The sequence below is a fragment of the Apibacter muscae genome (genome assembly GCF_007845635.1).
In the GTDB taxonomy this organism is placed as follows: Bacteria; Bacteroidota; Bacteroidia; order Flavobacteriales; family Weeksellaceae; genus Apibacter; species Apibacter muscae.
The window spans coordinates 31901-49156 of the sequence record NZ_SELG01000032.1 but is presented as its reverse complement, the minus strand read 5'-3'; the positions used below and the strand labels follow the sequence as shown (position 1 = coordinate 49156).

The window sequence follows — 17256 nt, the reverse complement described above, 5'->3', positions numbered from 1 at the left end:
TAAATATATGGCTGTTTTATATTTGCTACCTGCTTATTTAGGGGAAAATTCATCATCAGAAATATTCTCACAACAATTAAAAAATACTTTAAAAGAGATTAAATTTTTTGCTTCTGAAAATGAAAAAACAGCGAGGAAATTTATAAAATTTATTTGTCCAGATATAGATCAAAAGAGCTTATCTTTTTCTATACTAAATAAGAGAACTACCGATGAGGAAATTTTGCAGTTGACAGAGCCATTGGAAAAAGGTATTGATATGGGACTTATTTCAGAAGCGGGTTTGCCTTGTATTGCAGATCCTGGCAACAAGTTAGTTATGTGGTGTCATCAAAACAAGATTAAAGTAGTTCCAATCAATGGTCCATCGTCTATCCTTTTAGCTTTAATATCAAGTGGGCTAAACGGACAGAATTTTTCGTTTCATGGATATTTGCCTATTGAAAACAATGATAAAAAGAAAGAAATTATAAAGCTTGAAACTTTAAGTAGAAAAGATGGATCTGCTCATATATTTATGGAAACCCCATACCGGAATCAAAAAATGTTTGAAGATTTATTGAAATATTTATCACCATTAACAATGCTTTGTATAGCTACCAACCTTACATTACCAGATGAAGCAATTCAAACTTTATCATGCAAGCAATGGAAAACTGTAAAGCCTGATATACATAAAAAGCCAACCATATTTATAATTCAAAGCTAAAAGAAACATAAAATAAAAATTTACATAAAAAAGAAAATTTAATAAAAATTTCTATTGTAGGTATAAATTTATTTTATAATATAAGTAAAGATTTTGTGAATTTTGAAGTTAGATTTGCATCAGAAAGTAAGAGATATTTTTTTTGTATGAAAATCTCTTTCTCATTTTTTTGTGGTTTTAGTTTGAGGTCGCATTCATGCGACCTTTTTTATTCTTCCTTATTAGATACAGCATATCCAATAAATTTTTTCATTAGAAGCTCTGTTTGATGGATTGAAAAAGAATTTTTTCTACTTTTTAAGATAGAAATTGTACCGGTTTTATCCCCCAATATGAAAACTTCATCGGAAGATTGAACAGTAAAAGGAGACATGGCCTCCTCTTTGTAAATATAGTTTGTTTTTTCTCTTAAAAATGGAATAAAATTCTTTCTTATTGAAGATATCATTGCTCCTTCAGAAATAGGCGGAGAGTAAATAATATTTTCTTTAATTAAAAAAATATTTCCCTTAATGCTCCTTGCAATTCTTTTTTCATTATTTAGAAGAATTACGTCAACCATTTCATTTTCTTTAGCATATTGACTTGCAACTTCATTTATAGGATGAAAAATTTCTATAGCTGATAATAAGTTTGGATATATAAGGATTTCTTTGAAAAAATCTATTTCACCTTCTTTACAACTAGTTAAGAAATTTTTATCAATTAATTCAATGATAAAGGATAGTTTTTCATTTTTAGAATCATCTCTAAAAGCAGAAATTTTAGCTAGACCATTCATTAATGATAATTTTTCAGATAATAAAAGTACTTGGTTTTTAAACATTTCAGGAGTGAATGAAATAGGAATTTCCATTCGCATCTTTCTTAAAGATGCCATAAATTGAAAATACGTATCCTCCCAAAATATTAAATTTCCTTGAAAAAGCCAGCAGAAAGAGTTTACATAATAACCCGAGAAAATTGATTTTTTAGTATTATCAAAGAAATCTGGGCTTTCTTCTAAATATTCTTCATTAAATATAATCGCCATATATCGATTGGTATACCTAGATATTTGTATTTTTTTTTATAAAATATCAAAATGATTTTATAATAGGTAAGAAATAAAATTATGAACCTATAATTTTCTTTAGATCATCAATAAGATTCTCCCAATAAAGTTTAGAATGTTCTAAATCACTTTCATCAGCAAAATCAGTAACTACAAGCGCTACATCGTTGGTAACCTCATCTACATGAATTGCTAATTCCCAATAATATTTAGTGCCTTCATCTTCTTCCCAACGAAAACGCACAAAAGACTCTTCTTTATATTTAATTAAGTTTGCGATTTCACTCTGGTCTCCCCATATAAATGTAAATTCATCACCTCTTTCAATAACATCATCTGCAAGCCATTCACTCATACCTGACGATGTGCCTATATATTCAAAAAGAAGTGTAGTAGAACACTTCATGTCAAATTCTAATTGATATTTATTTTTATTCATATTTTTTTAGTTCTTACAATAGTTTCTTTTAATGGTGCAATATATAAATTTGTTGCATATTTAAAAAATATTAAGTTTAAAGATAACCTTTTATCCAAACAAAATATTTAAATTTTTATTACCATTTATAAATAAAGTAATTATAGCAATAAAAATTTAACATTAATAGATCGTAGGAATATTCAGAATAATTAATTTAGATAAGAGAATTAAACAATTAAATAAAATTACAAAGTTTTTTAAATTAGTTTTAATTTCATTTTAATCGATGTATTTAAATAAAAAAGGCGTATTTTTGCACAAATAAAAAAACAATACTATTGATATATAATTTTACTCTATTTAAATAAAAATTTAAATTTTTAGAGTATGGTTAAGAAAACTGATTGCCAACTTGTTAATGCCTATATGAATGGGCATGAAAAAGCTCTTGAAACATTGCTTTATAGACATAAGTTAAAGATATATAATTATATAAATAAAAAGGTTAATAATTCTGAATTAGCTGAAGATTTATTTCAAGATGTCTTTATAAAGGTTATACTTACACTTAAAGAGAAAAAATACAACGAAGAAGGTAAATTTCTTCCTTGGGTATTAAGAATCTCTCACAATTTAATTGTTGACCATTTTAGAGTTTCAGGAAAAACTAAACTTGTCAATGAATCTGTAGGTAATGATGATTATAATATTTTTGATTTTGTGAAAATTTCAGAGTTATCTATAGAGGATTTAATGATTAGTGAACAGACTAAGATTGATCTTAAAAGACTAATTGAACTATTACCTGACGATCAAAAAGAAGTCTTAAAACTAAGATTTTATAAAGAATTGAGTTTTAAAGAAATTGCTGAGGAAACTAAAGTTGGTATTAATACAGCTTTAGGAAGAATGAGGTATGCTATCATTAATTTAAGAAGATTGATTGAAAATAAAAATTTAACATTTTCTTGATAAAATAACCAAGATTGAATTACGTTATACATATAAAGAATTTTTTTATATGTATTTCAAATCTATCAATTTAAAAGAAGGTTCTACTGGTCCTTCAGACTATACAATAAAATTTTTATTGGATTTTTCTAAGAGTTTAAAAATTATTGATTTAAAAACTATAAAAAAAATAAGGATAAACTGCAATTAGTAGTTTATCCTTGTTTTTTGTTTAATCCAATTTCTAAAATAGAATAGATTTAATGTATTAGCAATTTAATCATTTAAATTCATTTCACCTTTCTTTGTCTCTTTTTTAAAGAATATTTTATATAAAACTGGTGCTGTGGTAACCAATACCATTATTAAAACGATCATCTCAATATGTTGTTTTAAATCGAAATTAAATTCTTTTAAGAAAAAATGATTTAGATAGTGTCCAGCAAAAATTAAAGAAAAAGACCAAGCTACAGATCCAATTACGTTATAGAGAAAATACTTTCCTTTGCTCATTTGTACTATACCTGCAATTATAGGAGCAAAAGTTCTTAAGATAGGTAAAAATCTAGCTAGTATTATAGCCATTCCTCCGTGTTTATCGTAAAATTCTTTAGCCTGAAATAAATATTTTTTCTTAAATAAGAATGTATCTTTTTTTTGGAATAGGTAAGGACCGCTTTTTTTTCCAAACCAATATCCAATTTCATTTCCTATAATCCCTGCGGTTGCTACAAGACTACTTAACAAAAACACATTAAGGAAATCGGAATCAATCGATACAAATTCCTGAATTAGTTCTTTACTATAAATGCCAGAAAGAAATAATAGACTGTCACCAGGTAGAAAAAAACCAGCAAAAAGACCAGTTTCTGCAAAAATTATAAAAAGAACTAAATACAATCCACCCAATTTTATGTAAAATTCCGGATTAACTAACTGCCCCCAAGTAAATTGGCTCCAATCAAAATTATTCATTAGATTTATTAAAAATATTAATACAAATATATTAATATTTTAATAATCCATAAGATTTTTTAATATTAACCACAACCAATTAGAAGAAATAGTAGGTTATTAAAATAGAAGTTATAATTCCTAATAAGTCTGTAAGAAGCCCCGCCGAAAGAGCATAACGAATTTTTTTAATTCCAACACTACCAAAGTATAATGCAATAATGTAAAAAGTGGTATCTGCACTACCCTGAAATATACAAGCTAATCTACCAACAAAAGAATCAGCACCATAATTCTGCATGGCTTCAATCATTAATGCTCGGCTTCCACTTCCACTTAAAGGTTTCATAAAAGCTGTGGGTAAAGCGGGTATGAACTCTGTATTTAATTTTAAAGTGTAAAATAAATAGGCAACGCCATCAAGTAAATAATCCATGATTCCACTAGTTCTTAAAAGACTTATAGAAGCAAGCATTGCTATCAGATAAGGAATAATTTTAACTGCTACATTAAACCCATCCTTAGCTCCGTCTATAAAGCTTTCAAATACATTTACTTTTTTAACAAATGCACCTGAAATAAAAGTTACAGGAATCAATAACAATAAAATATTGCTCAAGACACGTGAAGCTGTAGCAGATTCAAAATTTATATATTCTCGATTGCTTTTTGCTATCAATTCAGGTGTTAGACTTTCTTCCTTATGATTTTTTTCAAATTCTTTTTGAAAAGAGGAAGGATAAAGATTTTTTAAATCCTCTGTATTGTTTATTTTATAATTTATTAAATCTGGGGTTATTTTATTTACATACTCACTAGCTTTTGCTTCATAAGTTGCCGAAGTTTTTTTTATATAAAATGACATTGAAATTATAAAAAGTAGACTTAGACCCAAACCTAATATAATATTTCGGGAAAATAAGTTTATCTTCTGTTTTAAACTGACAATAATAATTCCAAAAAGAGTGGTACAAAAAGTTGCAACAATACATGGAATAAAAATATCCGTAGGGTTTTGAGCTCCATTTAAATACCTGTAAAGCATAATGGAAGTAGGTATTAATGTAAGCCCAGAAGTATGGAGAACTAAAAACATGATTTGTGCATCTGTGGCTGTATCTTTTTTAGGATTTAATGTTTGTAAGCTATCCATAGCCTTTAGTCCTAAAGGAGTTGCAGCGTTATCTAATCCAAGTAAATTAGCACTAAAATTCATCATCATATTTCCAATGGCAGGATGATTCTTAGGAATAGAGGGAAATAATTTACTGAGAAAGGGTCCTACAAGTTTGGACAGAAAACGTATGGCTCCTGCGTTTTCCCCAATTTTCATTATACCTAGCCAAAATGTCATCATTCCAGCCAATGGTAAAGCTATTTCCATTACAGATTGTTTGGTCGTGCTAAAAAGCCCATCAACCATTTCTTTGAAAATTAAAGTGTCTCCTAAAAATATAAGTTTGATTAACCCAACTATAAAAGATAATACAAAAAAAGCAATCCAAATGTAATTAAGAGCCATAGTTAACCAATATTGTAATAAGTATTATTTTGTATTAGTAAGCATGTCTACACATTTGTATATGGTATCTTTTAAATCTCTACGATGAGAAATGATATCTACAAACCCTTTTTCCAAGAGAAATTCTGCAGATTGAAATCCTTGTGGTAAGTCTTTACCTATGGTTTCTTTTATTACTCTTGGACCTGCAAATCCAATTAAAGCACCGGGTTCAGCAATGATTAAATCACCGGTAGATCCGAAGGAGGCCATTACACCACCGTACGATGGATCCGTCAATACAGAGATATAGGGAAGCTTTGCTTTGCTTAGTTGGGCTAATTTAGCTTCTACTTTAGCCATTTGCATCAGGGAAATTCCCGCTTCTTGCATTCGTGCTCCTCCAGATTGGCAAATAATAACGTATGCGAGTTTATTTTCTAGACAATAATCGATCGCTCGTCTAATTTTCTCCCCCATAACTGAGCCCAGGGATCCAGCAATAAAACTAAAATCCATGCAAGAAATGCATATTTCCATACCATTGATCTTACCAACGGCGTTACGTATAGCATCTTGGAGCTTTGTTTTACTAGTAGCTTCTTTAAGTCTGTCTTTATAAGATTTTGTATCTGTGAAATTTAAGGGATCCTTACTAGTAACTTTTTCATCTAGTTCTTTAAATTTTCCTTTATCAAAAAGGATTTCGAAGTATTGTTTACTACCAATTCTTACATGAAAATCATCTTCGGGGCTAACGTAGAAATTGGCTTTTAATTGATCTGTTTCAATAATTTTCCCAGAAGGTGTTTTGTACCACAACCCTTTAGGAACATCCATTTTTTCGCTAGTGTTGATGTTTTTTTTACTTCTAGTAAACCATCCCATAAATTTATTATATTTATATATTTAAGGTCGTAAAGATAGTAAAAAATTAAAAAATCTATTTTTTATGCAATAATATTTAATTGGTTTAAATTTTAAATGCAATTATTTATGTTTAAGAGAGTTAATAATAACCGAATCCTTGCATTTAGTGAAAGTTACCTTAATGTTATTATGGTATAAGGTGTAGTAAGGACAAGGTTTATTTTGTGCATTACTTTCATTAAAATCTATAGATCCTTTAACTAACACTGTATCTAAAATAAAAGAGGTACTTAAATTATTTTTAATTAAATAACTTTCACTTTGCGGTGAAAAACTAATTTTTTTTAATTTAATTTCTGCCAGTACTCTATCATTAGGTAAATAAGACCAGGAAAAAACCTTATCTCCATACATAAATAAAAGGAAGATTAAGCCTAAGAAAACGCCAGATAAATATAACCTTAGCCTTTTAAAAAAATTCATAATTCAGTGATTAAAAGATTAATATCTTGGTAGGGTAAAGCAAACCATTGAGATATTTGCTGATTGGTTATTCTTCCTTTATACATGTAAATTCCTTTATATAAGCCTCTGTTTTTCGTAAATATCGTTTCAAATCCACCTTGATTGGTTAAATCTAAAAAATAACTAAGAAAAAAATTGCTTAATGCCTTTGATGTCGTTCTAGCATATTTAGAAGTAATGTTTGGGTTACAATAATGAATTACTTCATGTTCAGTATATGATTGACCGTTTGTTTTTTTAATTTGAGAAGTTTCAAAAATACCACCGTTATCAATGCAAACATCAATAATTACAGCTCCTGATTTCATTTGTTTGACCATAGATTCTGTAACTATAATGGGAGAGCGGTTCTCTCCTCGTAAACACCCTATTACAACATCACAACGGAGAAGTGCTTTTCTTAATTCTTTAGGATCTAAGGTAGAAGTATATATCTTTGTTCCTAATATCTCTTGGCATCGCCTTAAACGTTTTATAGAATTATCAAAAATTTTTATGGTTGCACCTAAGCCAAGGGCAGATCGAGCTGCATTTATACCAACATTTCCAGCCCCAATAATTACAACATTGGTAGGTCTAACTCCTGCAATTCCACCCAATAATAAACCATTGCCATTCGCGGTTGACGATAATAATTCTGCGGCAATAAGTATGGATGCCATACCAGCAATTTCACCTAGTATTCTTACTATAGGAAATTCGTTGTGATTATCTTTTATGTATTCAAAACCAAGAGCTGTTATTTTTTTACTAGAAAGCTTTTCAAAAAATTCTTTGGTTTGTGTATTGATCTGAACCGAAGATATTAAGTAGGAGTTGACTTGCAATAAGTCTATTTGTTCTAAGGTAGGAGGAGCTGTTTTTAAAATTATTGGTTGTGAGAAAACTTCTTTGGGATTCTGACTTACTTTAGCTCCGGCATTTGAGTATTGAATATCAGTAAAATGAGCTCCTTCTCCAGCTCCTTGCTCAATAATGACCTCAATGCCGTTACAAGTAAGAGTAGAAACAGCATCTGGGGTAAGAGCAATTCTGTTTTCATAGACTTCGTCATCCTTAGGTATTCCTATGCTAATTTTTCCACCTTTTTTAACCACCTCAATTTTCTCTTCTTGAGGTATAAGTTCATTTGCAGTAAAAGGTGAATAAATGCCCATAAATATTTCCTAGCTAAAGCTTAATTGCCTTGTTTGACCTTCCAAATTTAAAGAAATTTTATGATGCTCTGCCAATTCATTTTCGGATATTTCCGGCCATTCTATAAAACAATAATTTCCAGAATTAATGTATTCGTGAAATCCTATATTTAAAAGTTCTTCAATATGTTCTATTCTATATAGATCAAAATGATAAATTTTTGAAGTAGGACAAGTATATTCATTGACAAGTGAGAATGTAGGACTCGTTATATTATCTTCACAGTTTAAATATTTACATAAAAATTTTACCAATGTAGTTTTTCCTGCACCCAAATTACCCTGTAAAGTGAATATTTTAAATTTTGAATTTGTAATGATAGATTCGGCTACTTGTTCCAATTCATTTAAATTATGAATTAATTTATTCATAGTATATATACATTAAGTTTTAGGTATAAATTAAATCTCGTCTGTAAAATATAAAGTATAAATAACAAAAATACAATAAATTTATTTTTGTTGTACTTTTGAGAGAAAATAAGATTCACAATGAAATTTAAATGGGATTACAAAACCCTTTCTTTGCTTATAGGTATTTCATATATAGTTATTGGGGGGCTTGTTCTATTATACAAAAAATTTTTTTTACCACTTTCCAATCAAGGAAGTTTAGCTTTAGGATTATTATTAGTGATATATGGTTTATATAGAGCCTATAGAGCATTAAAATATATGAAGAATAATGAAGAATAATTTTTATAAAATATTTATATATAGTTTAGTAATAATAATTTTTAATTCTTGTTCCAAAGAAGAAAGTAAAGAACAATATTATAAAAAAGGAAAAGTTGATTTGTCGGTTGATCCTTCATTTTATGAATTGGCATTATCTTTAAATCAAGTCTTTAATACTGTTTATCCTAAGGCTATTATTGATGTTCAACCACAGGCTGAGGCTCTAGCAATTAATAATTTTATTAATGGCAATGCAACCGTAATTATGGTTGGAAGAAATTTAACCGATGAAGAAGCAAATTTTATATTTAATCGCACAAAGAAAAAATATAAGTCAGCTCAAATCGCTTGTGATGGAGTCATCTTTATTACTTCCAAAAAAAATAACATTAGCGAATTATCTATACAGACATTGAAAACAGATATAGTTTCTGAAAACAGTAAGTATGTTTTTGATGGAATTTATACAAGTAATTATAATACGTTGAAAAATATATTAAAATTTAAATTTAAAGAAGGAGAAAAGATCAATTCATTCAAAGATGCCCAAGAGTTAATAAATTATATTGATAATAATCCTTCCTACATTGGTATAACCGGACTTTCAACTTTGAATTATTCTAATGATGAGAATTTTAAAAAGATTTTGAATAATATAAAGATTTTGCCAATTAGATCTAAAGATGGTGAAATAATATCTCCTAATCTAGAAAGCTTCAAATCAAATAAATATCCGTTTACCCGAAGAATCTATCTTCTTAACGCTGAGAATGGTTTTGGTATAGGCAGTAGCTTTCTTCGGTTTAGTACTTCTCAAAGGGGACAATTAATCGTCTCAAAAGAAGGGTATCAACCCTACTATCTCTACGAAAGAAATATTAATATTACTAAATAAGTAAATAAAAGATATGCTATAAATAATGAAATAATTAATTATTTCATTATTTTTTGATATTAATAAATCAAACTTTAAAACTAGTTGGTTAGATATTTATGCAAAAGGTTAGATTTAATTTCTTTTTCGGATGAATTTTTATCTCTAAGTATGCAAATTCAAACATTTAAGTAATGTTTGCTAGAAAAGATTTAATTATTTAGAAAGCAAAATATTAGTTACTAATGCAAGGAATTTGTATTAAATTTATCCAAATGGTTGAAGGGACTAATTTTAAAAATTTAACTACTTTTGTCAATGACCACAGATTATACAATTTTAAATGAAATCATTAAAAAGAATTCTTAAGCAGTTTGCATCTCCATATAAAAAAGATTTTATATTAGGTATTACATTTAATATTCTTTATTCACTATTTTCAATTGTTTCGGTAGTATCAATTATGCCCATATTAGATATGTTATTGGGAGGAAGTGTTAAGCAAAAAGAAACTTTAGATCATGTAAAAGAACAAGCGGAAAATGGTTTTTTTTCTGAACTAAAGTATCAAATTTATTTATTTCTTCAGAACAATATACATAATATGGGAGAAAAAAAATTTCTAAGTATTCTCTGTGTATCAGTTATACTTCTTTTTTTTCTTCGAAATGTGTTTAGGTATTTAGCACAGTACTTTATAGTATTATTAAGAAGTGGAGTATCTAAAGATCTTAGGTCTGCTTTATATAATAAAATATTGACTCTACCAGTTTCTTTTTTCACTGAAAAGAAAAAGGGAGACATTATGGTTCGGTTATCCAATGATGTTACTGAAATAGAAGGAAATACATTAAATGCTATACTAGAGCTATGGAGAACGCCTTTCTCCCTTATATTTACCTTAATAACCTTATTAATCATAAGTCCATCACTCACCTTAATTGCCTTAATTGTTTTGCCCTTTATGGCTTGGATAATATCTTCCATAGGAAAAAGTTTAAAAAAAGATGCTAGAAAAGGATTAACAGAATCTGGAAATGTTTTATCAATAATAGATGAAACATTAAATGGAGCAAAAATTATAAAAATTTTCAATGCCGAAGAATCTATGAAAAATAGATTCCAAAAAAGCGTAAGCAACTTAAGAAAGTTATCGATAAGTATGATGAAAAAATATGAGTTGGCTTCTCCTTCATCAGAATTCTTAGGATCGGTAGCTATGATTTTTATCACTTGGTATGGAGGAGTCTTAATTTTGGATGGAAATAAAGGACTAGATTTAGCCTCTTTCTTAGTTTATATAGCCTTATTTTTTCAATTGTTAGAGCCAGCCAAAACCTTGTCAACCTCAATTTCAAATTTGCATAAAGGTTCAGCCTCTACTGACCGATTAGTGGAAACTTTAGATACGAATATACAAATACATGAACCTGAAAATCCTATTAAATTAACGGGACTAAAGGATAGCATATCTTTTAATAATATATTTTTTCAGTATCAAGAAGATCATCCTATTTTAACCAACGTTTCCATAGAAATAAAAAAAGGTAAAACAGTAGCTATTGTTGGGCAAAGCGGAAGTGGTAAAACAACATTGGTTAATTTGCTAGCTAGATTCTATGATGTAGATAGCGGTTCAATACTTATTGATGGCCACAATTTAAAATCGTTGGATCTAAAGGAGTATAGAAAATTGTTGGGAATGGTAACCCAAGAAAATATCTTATTTAATGATTCTGTTATCAATAATATAAGGCTTAGTAATCCCAATGCTACAATGGAAGAAGTGGTTAGTGCGGCAAAGGCGGCAAATGCTTTGGAGTTTATTGAGCAATTGCCAGAGGGATTTGAAACTTCTGTAGGAGAGGGGGGGATGAAACTTTCCGGAGGACAAAGGCAAAGAATTACGATAGCCAGAGCTATATTGAAAAATCCTCCCATCATGATTTTAGATGAAGCAACAGCTTCTTTAGATACTAAAAGTGAGCGTGTAGTACAAGAAGCCTTCGAAAATTTAATGTCTAACAGGACATCTATTGTTATCGCACATAGACTATCAACCATTGTTAAGGCTGATATCATAATTGTAATGGAGCATGGGAAAATTATGGAGCAAGGGACTCATCAAGAACTTTTAGCCATTGATGGTATTTATAAGAAATTAATTGATATGCAAAACTTCTCCTAATTAAATATTTGGTTTTAGCTTTTGATTTAAGGCTCTATTATACAATTCCTTATACTTGGGTATAATTGTACTATTATCAAAAAGTAAAGCTTCATTCTTAGCTTGTTTTTTGAATTTAAGCAATAAATCTTCATCTTTTAGAAGTCTTATGGCATTTTTAGCCATTGATTCCACATCTCCTATAGGAGAGACAAAACCTGAATACCCGTCTTTGTTTACTTCTGTGATTCCCCCCGCATTGCTGGATATTACAGGTACTCCGCAAGCCATAGCTTCCAATGCAGCTAAACCAAAACTCTCTTGTTCCGAGGGTAGTAAAAAAAGATCTGTAATGCGAAGAACATTTTGAACATCTTGAATTTTTCCGAAATTTTTGACTTTCTCGCCTAATTTGAATTTATAAGTATATCTGTCGATAGTCTCAGCTTCCGGACCTTCGCCCACGATTAATAATTTTGATTTAACTTCTTTTTGTACCAAATTGAAAATTTTCATTACATCATCTATTCTCTTTACTTTTCTAAGATTTGACACGTGTACCAATAATTTTTCATCATTGCTAACAAAGTTTTTCTTTAAACAATGAGAATTTTCATTTATTTCAGCATTATTTATAAAGTTAGGTATTACTTCAATTTCTTTATGAATATTAAATTGATGGTAAGTTTCCTTTCTTAAACTGTCTGATACAGAAGTTATATAATCGGATTGATTGATTGAAAATTCTACAGCAGATTTATAAATTGGGTGTTGACCAACCAAGGTTATATCTGTACCGTGCAACGTAGTAATTACAGGTAGTTCAATGCCTTTTTCTTTTAATATTTGTTTAGCAAAATAGGCAGCATACGCATGTGGAATGGCATAATGAACATGCAATAAATCTAACTTATACGTTTCTACAATGTTTACAATGGTTGTTGAAAGTGCTAGTGAAAAAGGTTGGTATTCAAAAAGGGGATATGGTTTAACATTTACTTGATGAAAATAAATATTAGGAAGAGTAATATCTAATTTAGCAGGTAAACTATAACTTATGAAGTGTGCTTCATCCCCTTGGGAAGCCATTTCCATACCTAATTGTGTAGCAACTATTCCACTTCCACCGTACGTAGGATAGCAAACTATGCCTATTTTCATTTTATTGAATGAAATTTAATAAATCGTAATAATTCTCAGAATTAATACCGTGCCCCTGATGATATTCATGGTATTCAAAATGTAGATCAAGCTCTTCAGCGATGGATTTAAATTGTCTAGCCCATTGTACGGGGATGATAGGGTCTTCAATTCCATGAGAAAAATAAAATTCTAAATCAGAAAAGTCTGAACCCATATCAACATCTGCAAGAAGATCAGGATCTGGATAACCACTTAAACAAAGAATTTTTTTAAATTTATGGGGATTATGAAGTGCTAAAGAAAATGATAGGATAGCACCTTGGCTAAAACCAATTAAAGATATATTATTTTTGTCGAAAGGATATTTATCATGTATCTGATCTATAAACTTTAAGATTATATCTTGAGATTTTTGAGTTTGCTCAATATCTAAAATGCGTACATTTTTGCTTAAATCCAACTCATACCAACAATATCCACCCATGGGAAGTTTTTTAATAGCTCTAAGACTTATTACATAAGCATCGTCTGGTAGTTCATCAGCAAAACTAAATAAATCTTTTTCATTACTTCCATATCCATGTAATAAAAGAAATAAAGATGGATTTTCAATGGCAGATTTAGGTTCACGTACTAAATAATCGATCATTTATATTTTTTTTCTAAACAAAGGTAATTAAAAATATAGATTTCATTTAATTAGATAAAAATAAAGATGAAACTTGTACTATAAATATATTCATAAATATATTCATAAATATAGTTTCAATTAAATAAAATATTATTACCATTAAAAATTTAACCTTGTTTATCCTCTCATAATTGATGAATATAAAATTCAAATCACAATAATTTATTCTTATAATTTTATTTAAGTGTATTTTTGTTAAAAAGTAAATGCATGGATGAATCAAATACAAATTTTATATCTACCAATTTTAATCAAAAAAATTGGAATGAAATAAAAACAAAAGATAGTTGGATGTTGTTTAAAATTATGGCTGAGTTTACCAATGGTTTTGAGACCATGACTAAAATAGGACCCTGCGTTTCTATATTTGGATCAGCCAGAACACCAGCGGATAATAATTATTATAAGTTAACAGAAGAAATTGCTTATAAACTAACAGAAATTGGTTTTGGTATTATTACAGGAGGTGGTCCAGGAATTATGGAAGCTGGAAATAAGGGGGCGAAAGCTGCTGGTGGAAAGTCCATTGGACTAAATATAGAACTTCCTTTTGAAACCGGAAGTAACCCGTATGTAGACCATAAACTAAGCATGGATTTTAATTATTTTTTTGTTAGAAAAGTTATGTTTTTAAAGTATTCGCAAGGGTTTGTTGTTATGCCTGGTGGTTTTGGTACATTGGACGAGCTTTTCGAGGCTTTAACATTGATACAGACCAAAAAAACAAGTAAATTCCCCATAGTATTAGTAGGTGCAAAATACTGGAAAGGTTTGTTGAATTGGTTGAAAGATACAATGTTAGTGGAAAAAAATATTAATGAACAGGATTTTTCACTGTTTAAAGTTGCAGATAGTGCTGATGAGGTTGTAAATCATATTCGAGATTTTTATGATAAGTATAGCATTAAACAGAATTTTTGATTTCATATTGGCATTAAATTTGTTTTAAAACATAAACATAAATAATTTTATGAAAAAGAAATACTTAAGTAAAGCTATTTTAATATTATTGCCTTTAATATTTTTATCGTTTTATAAATTAAACTCAGATCAATTTCACACCTCTATTACAAAGGTCGAATATATTCAAGGGAATAAAACTTTAAAATTATCTACGAAAATTAATACCTTAGATATTGAAAAAATTTTAGGTGTAAAAGCTAGTACTAACACATTTGGTTCAAGTTTAAGTAAATATTTGCAACAGAATGTAAAAATTTCTGTAAATGATGTTCCTGTATCCTTCAATTTCTCTTCGTATAATCCTGATGGGAACGTAATTTGGGTTTATTATGAAGCAACTAATTTAGAAGGTCTTATTAACTCAATAACCATTAAAAATTCTATACTTATAAATAACTTTCCAGATCAACAAAATTTTATAAGTTTTTTAGTTAATGGTAAGAGAAAATCTTTAGTTTGTAAAAAAGGTTCAGAAACAGGAAGAGTAAATTTTTAATTAAATAACCCATAGATATAAGAATTTAAATATGAAAAAATTTATTTTATTAGGAGTATTGAGTATGTTATTTTTTTATTCTTGCTCTACAAGTAACAACGATGCTGTAAATCGATCCTCTCAAAGAATTGTTAGAGGAACTTGGAACTTAGACAAAGTTACATATTCTGAGAATATGGTTAAAGTAAAGGCATTTGATGAATTTGATGCACAATGTTTAACCAATAGTACATGGTATTTTGTTTCTAACAATTATACAGGTAATTTTACACTTCAAGGGGGAAATAATTGTCCAAGCGGAGTACAAAGTTTTTCTTGGTATATCAATAACCAAGATGCTTTGGTTTTAAAATTATTAAATGATGGAGACAAAGCAAGAAAAGTAACTACAGGAACTATTTATCAGTTTCAAAGTTCTTCAGAAAATGAGTTTACATTAAACCAAGTGATTAACGGAGTAAAAATAAGTTATCATTTTACAAGATTATCTACTGGAAAATTATAAAATTAAATTATTTAAATTATGAAAACACTTTATTCTAAAATAACTTTATTTATTTTATCTATAAGTATCTTATTAGTATCCTGTAATGCAAACAATACTCAAAAAGGTGCAGGGTTAGGTGCAGTTGCAGGAGGAGTATTAGGGGCGGTTATAGGTAACAATATTGGAAATAAAAATAATGCAGCCTTAGGTGCCGTTATTGGCGCTGCTGTTGGTGGTACAACTGGGGGTGTGATAGGTCATAAAATGGATCAACAAGCTCGTCAAATACAGCAAAGCATACCAGGGGCTTCTGTGGAGAGAGTAGGAGAAGGGATTAAAGTTGTATTAAATGAAAATGCTATTCGATTTGATTTTGATAAATCAACACTTACCTCTTCGGCTCAGCAAAATTTAGATAAAATTATAACTGTGTTTAAACAATATCCGGATACAAACATAGGTATATATGGATATACGGATTCTAAAGGAGCAGATCAATATAATTTAAATTTATCTGAAAGAAGAGCAAAGAGCGTAGCAGATTATTTAATAGCTCATGGAATTGCAAGTAACCGTCTATCAACAAAAGGTTTTGGAAAAGAAGATCCTATCGGAGATAACAATACTGATGCTGGAAGAGCTTTAAACCGTAGGGTTGAGTTTTCAATTACTGCAAATGATAAAATGATTAGGGATGCACAGACCAATCAATAAAGAATATTGAAAATTTATTATAGATGGAAGGTATTATTACCTTCCATTTTTTATATATAACAATGATATTTCTTTTTTAATATATTTATGATTCAGACTTATTAGATGGTTCAATAAATTTTTTTGAATAATTGTTTGTTAAATGCTTTCTTCACAGATTCTATTGATAATAAAATGATTATATTGGAAAAATAATTTATATATAGGAATTACATATAGAATAACCTAGTTAAATATTGTAGCTACATATAATATTTTTATAAAAGAATATTATATTAAAAAATTTACGTAACTAACTATTTATTTTAAGTTTTATAAAAGAAATGAAGGGGAAATATGTTAGAATTTATGATACTGAATTTGGTATTCGTATTGATTAAAAATTATTTTAAACCACTCAGTATAATGATTAGGGTTTAGTTTTAAATCGTTTTTTAGGTCTAACAAGCTCATCCATTTTACTGAAGCTACTTCATTTCTATTAAAATTTATTTTGCCGGAGTATTCACCGATAAATACTCTATCAAATTCATGTTCAATAAGTCCATCTCCAACATCCGCTTTATAAATAAAATAAAATTTTTCATACAAATCACAATCAAAATTTAATTCTTCATGTAATCTTCGATGGGCTGCTTTAAGATAACTTTCTCCTTTTCTAGGGTGACTGCAACAGGTATTTGTCCATTTTAATGGAGAATGATATTTGGTAGAGGCTCTTTGTTGTAATAATAATTCTTGATTGCTATTAAATATAAATACGGAAAAAGCGCGATGTAAAACTCCTTGAATATGAGCTTCTTGTTTTTCCATTTCACCAATCACTTCATCTCTGTTATTAACTAAAATTACATGCTCCATA

General features: G+C 28.8%; 20 protein-coding genes. 9 read left to right on the top strand and 11 right to left on the bottom strand.

What is annotated here, in order from left to right; all coding sequences use genetic code 11:
* Nucleotides 1–7 precede the first annotated feature (7 nt).
* The gene (locus ETU08_RS05340; RefSeq protein WP_146261993.1) at nucleotides 8–709 is read left to right on the top strand and encodes an SAM-dependent methyltransferase; all 702 of its coding nucleotides are present in this window, start codon (nucleotides 8–10) and stop codon (nucleotides 707–709) included.
* Between the two features lie 208 nt (nucleotides 710–917).
* Here the strand turns inward: ETU08_RS05340 and ETU08_RS05335 are convergent, their stop codons facing one another.
* Entirely contained in the window at nucleotides 918–1742 is an 825-nt protein-coding gene (locus tag ETU08_RS05335; protein ID WP_146261992.1) for an aminotransferase class IV, read from the bottom strand.
* Between the two features lie 79 nt (nucleotides 1743–1821).
* Complete coding sequence (locus ETU08_RS05330) at nucleotides 1822–2202, bottom strand: START-like domain-containing protein (protein ID WP_146261991.1); 381 nt, start codon at nucleotides 2200–2202, stop codon at nucleotides 1822–1824.
* 369 nt (nucleotides 2203–2571) lie between these two features.
* Here ETU08_RS05330 and ETU08_RS05325 point away from each other — a divergent pair, with 369 nt between their 5' ends.
* Entirely contained in the window at nucleotides 2572–3156 is a 585-nt protein-coding gene (locus ETU08_RS05325; protein WP_146261990.1) for a sigma-70 family RNA polymerase sigma factor, read from the top strand.
* 255 nt (nucleotides 3157–3411) lie between these two features.
* On the opposite strand, the gene ETU08_RS05320 is transcribed toward ETU08_RS05325, so the two are convergent.
* The 6 genes from ETU08_RS05320 to tsaE all read right to left on the bottom strand — a co-directional run bounded on the left by ETU08_RS05320 (nucleotide 3412) and on the right by tsaE (nucleotide 8553).
* Entirely contained in the window at nucleotides 3412–4110 is a 699-nt protein-coding gene (locus ETU08_RS05320; protein WP_146261989.1) for a DedA family protein, read from the bottom strand.
* A 79-nt stretch (nucleotides 4111–4189) separates the two neighbouring features.
* Nucleotides 4190–5611 carry a nucleoside recognition domain-containing protein gene (locus ETU08_RS11960; RefSeq protein ID WP_221410539.1) on the bottom strand — a complete coding sequence of 474 codons (1422 nt, stop codon included), beginning with the start codon at nucleotides 5609–5611 and terminating at the stop codon, nucleotides 4190–4192.
* Nucleotides 5612–5635: 24 nt separating this feature from the next.
* Nucleotides 5636–6478: an acetyl-CoA carboxylase, carboxyltransferase subunit beta gene (gene accD / locus ETU08_RS05310; RefSeq protein WP_146261988.1), complete on the bottom strand. Its 843-nt coding sequence runs from the start codon at nucleotides 6476–6478 to the stop codon at nucleotides 5636–5638.
* A 102-nt stretch (nucleotides 6479–6580) separates the two neighbouring features.
* Entirely contained in the window at nucleotides 6581–6943 is a 363-nt protein-coding gene (locus ETU08_RS05305; RefSeq protein WP_146261987.1) for a hypothetical protein, read from the bottom strand.
* Entirely contained in the window at nucleotides 6940–8142 is a 1203-nt protein-coding gene (locus ETU08_RS05300) for an alanine dehydrogenase (protein WP_146261986.1), read from the bottom strand. The genes ETU08_RS05305 and ETU08_RS05300 overlap by 4 nt, the downstream gene beginning before the upstream one ends.
* Nucleotides 8143–8151: 9 nt before the next feature.
* Entirely contained in the window at nucleotides 8152–8553 is a 402-nt protein-coding gene (gene tsaE / locus ETU08_RS05295) for a tRNA (adenosine(37)-N6)-threonylcarbamoyltransferase complex ATPase subunit type 1 TsaE (protein ID WP_146261985.1), read from the bottom strand.
* A 120-nt stretch (nucleotides 8554–8673) separates the two neighbouring features.
* Here tsaE and ETU08_RS05290 point away from each other — a divergent pair, with 120 nt between their 5' ends.
* The 3 genes from ETU08_RS05290 to ETU08_RS05280 all read left to right on the top strand — a co-directional run bounded on the left by ETU08_RS05290 (nucleotide 8674) and on the right by ETU08_RS05280 (nucleotide 11921).
* A complete protein-coding gene (locus ETU08_RS05290) occupies nucleotides 8674–8877 on the top strand; it encodes a C4-dicarboxylate ABC transporter (protein ID WP_146261984.1) in 204 nt (67 codons plus the stop codon).
* Nucleotides 8867–9754, top strand: a complete 888-nt coding sequence (locus ETU08_RS05285; RefSeq protein ID WP_146261983.1) for a PstS family phosphate ABC transporter substrate-binding protein — start codon at nucleotides 8867–8869, stop codon at nucleotides 9752–9754. Before ETU08_RS05290 ends, ETU08_RS05285 begins: the two co-directional genes overlap by 11 nt.
* A gap of 322 nt (nucleotides 9755–10076) precedes the next feature.
* Entirely contained in the window at nucleotides 10077–11921 is a 1845-nt protein-coding gene (locus ETU08_RS05280) for an ABC transporter ATP-binding protein (RefSeq protein WP_146261982.1), read from the top strand.
* Here ETU08_RS05280 and bshA read toward each other — a convergent pair whose 3' ends face one another.
* Both bshA and ETU08_RS05270 read right to left on the bottom strand, forming a co-directional pair.
* The gene (gene bshA, locus ETU08_RS05275) at nucleotides 11922–13061 is read right to left on the bottom strand and encodes an N-acetyl-alpha-D-glucosaminyl L-malate synthase BshA (protein WP_146261981.1); all 1140 of its coding nucleotides are present in this window, start codon (nucleotides 13059–13061) and stop codon (nucleotides 11922–11924) included.
* A 1-nt stretch (nucleotide 13062) separates the two neighbouring features.
* Nucleotides 13063–13692, bottom strand: coding sequence for an alpha/beta hydrolase (locus ETU08_RS05270; protein WP_146261980.1), 630 nt, complete (start codon nucleotides 13690–13692; stop codon nucleotides 13063–13065).
* Nucleotides 13693–13944: 252 nt separating this feature from the next.
* On the opposite strand from ETU08_RS05270, the gene ETU08_RS05265 reads away from it, so the two are divergent.
* Genes ETU08_RS05265 through ETU08_RS05250 form a run of 4 tightly spaced genes read left to right on the top strand, consistent with a single transcriptional unit; the run spans nucleotide 13945 to nucleotide 16394 of the window.
* Nucleotides 13945–14655, top strand: coding sequence for an LOG family protein (locus ETU08_RS05265; protein WP_146261979.1), 711 nt, complete (start codon nucleotides 13945–13947; stop codon nucleotides 14653–14655).
* Between the two features lie 49 nt (nucleotides 14656–14704).
* Nucleotides 14705–15193 (top strand): DUF6702 family protein, encoded by a 489-nt coding sequence (locus ETU08_RS05260; protein ID WP_146261978.1) that lies wholly within the window; start codon nucleotides 14705–14707, stop codon nucleotides 15191–15193.
* Nucleotides 15194–15224: 31 nt separating this feature from the next.
* Nucleotides 15225–15698, top strand: a complete 474-nt coding sequence (locus tag ETU08_RS05255) for a lipocalin family protein (protein ID WP_146261977.1) — start codon at nucleotides 15225–15227, stop codon at nucleotides 15696–15698.
* A gap of 18 nt (nucleotides 15699–15716) precedes the next feature.
* On the top strand, nucleotides 15717–16394 hold the full coding sequence (locus ETU08_RS05250; protein ID WP_146261976.1) for a YiaD family glycine zipper/OmpA-like lipoprotein: 678 nt from the start codon (nucleotides 15717–15719) through the stop codon (nucleotides 16392–16394).
* A 339-nt stretch (nucleotides 16395–16733) separates the two neighbouring features.
* Here ETU08_RS05250 and idi read toward each other — a convergent pair whose 3' ends face one another.
* Entirely contained in the window at nucleotides 16734–17255 is a 522-nt protein-coding gene (gene idi, locus ETU08_RS05245) for an isopentenyl-diphosphate Delta-isomerase (protein WP_146261975.1), read from the bottom strand.
* Nucleotide 17256: the final 1 nt, after the last annotated feature.

Excerpts from the sequence above, each read along its gene's own strand:
- ETU08_RS05340 (WP_146261993.1), top strand. The coding sequence starts at position 8 with ATGGCTGTTTTATATTTGCTACCTGCTTATTTAGGGGAAAATTCATCA.
- ETU08_RS05335 (WP_146261992.1), bottom strand. The coding sequence starts at position 1,742 with ATGGCGATTATATTTAATGAAGAATATTTAGAAGAAAGCCCAGATTTC.
- ETU08_RS05330 (WP_146261991.1), bottom strand. The coding sequence starts at position 2,202 with ATGAATAAAAATAAATATCAATTAGAATTTGACATGAAGTGTTCTACT.
- ETU08_RS05325 (WP_146261990.1), top strand. The coding sequence starts at position 2,572 with ATGGTTAAGAAAACTGATTGCCAACTTGTTAATGCCTATATGAATGGG.
- ETU08_RS05320 (WP_146261989.1), bottom strand. The coding sequence starts at position 4,110 with ATGAATAATTTTGATTGGAGCCAATTTACTTGGGGGCAGTTAGTTAAT.
- ETU08_RS11960 (WP_221410539.1), bottom strand. The coding sequence starts at position 5,611 with ATGGCTCTTAATTACATTTGGATTGCTTTTTTTGTATTATCTTTTATA.
- accD (WP_146261988.1), bottom strand. The coding sequence starts at position 6,478 with ATGGGATGGTTTACTAGAAGTAAAAAAAACATCAACACTAGCGAAAAA.
- ETU08_RS05305 (WP_146261987.1), bottom strand. The coding sequence starts at position 6,943 with ATGAATTTTTTTAAAAGGCTAAGGTTATATTTATCTGGCGTTTTCTTA.
- ETU08_RS05300 (WP_146261986.1), bottom strand. The coding sequence starts at position 8,142 with ATGGGCATTTATTCACCTTTTACTGCAAATGAACTTATACCTCAAGAA.
- tsaE (WP_146261985.1), bottom strand. The coding sequence starts at position 8,553 with ATGAATAAATTAATTCATAATTTAAATGAATTGGAACAAGTAGCCGAA.
- ETU08_RS05290 (WP_146261984.1), top strand. The coding sequence starts at position 8,674 with ATGAAATTTAAATGGGATTACAAAACCCTTTCTTTGCTTATAGGTATT.
- ETU08_RS05285 (WP_146261983.1), top strand. The coding sequence starts at position 8,867 with ATGAAGAATAATTTTTATAAAATATTTATATATAGTTTAGTAATAATA.
- ETU08_RS05280 (WP_146261982.1), top strand. The coding sequence starts at position 10,077 with ATGAAATCATTAAAAAGAATTCTTAAGCAGTTTGCATCTCCATATAAA.
- bshA (WP_146261981.1), bottom strand. The coding sequence starts at position 13,061 with ATGAAAATAGGCATAGTTTGCTATCCTACGTACGGTGGAAGTGGAATA.
- ETU08_RS05270 (WP_146261980.1), bottom strand. The coding sequence starts at position 13,692 with ATGATCGATTATTTAGTACGTGAACCTAAATCTGCCATTGAAAATCCA.
- ETU08_RS05265 (WP_146261979.1), top strand. The coding sequence starts at position 13,945 with ATGGATGAATCAAATACAAATTTTATATCTACCAATTTTAATCAAAAA.
- ETU08_RS05260 (WP_146261978.1), top strand. The coding sequence starts at position 14,705 with ATGAAAAAGAAATACTTAAGTAAAGCTATTTTAATATTATTGCCTTTA.
- ETU08_RS05255 (WP_146261977.1), top strand. The coding sequence starts at position 15,225 with ATGAAAAAATTTATTTTATTAGGAGTATTGAGTATGTTATTTTTTTAT.
- ETU08_RS05250 (WP_146261976.1), top strand. The coding sequence starts at position 15,717 with ATGAAAACACTTTATTCTAAAATAACTTTATTTATTTTATCTATAAGT.
- idi (WP_146261975.1), bottom strand. The coding sequence starts at position 17,255 with ATGGAGCATGTAATTTTAGTTAATAACAGAGATGAAGTGATTGGTGAA.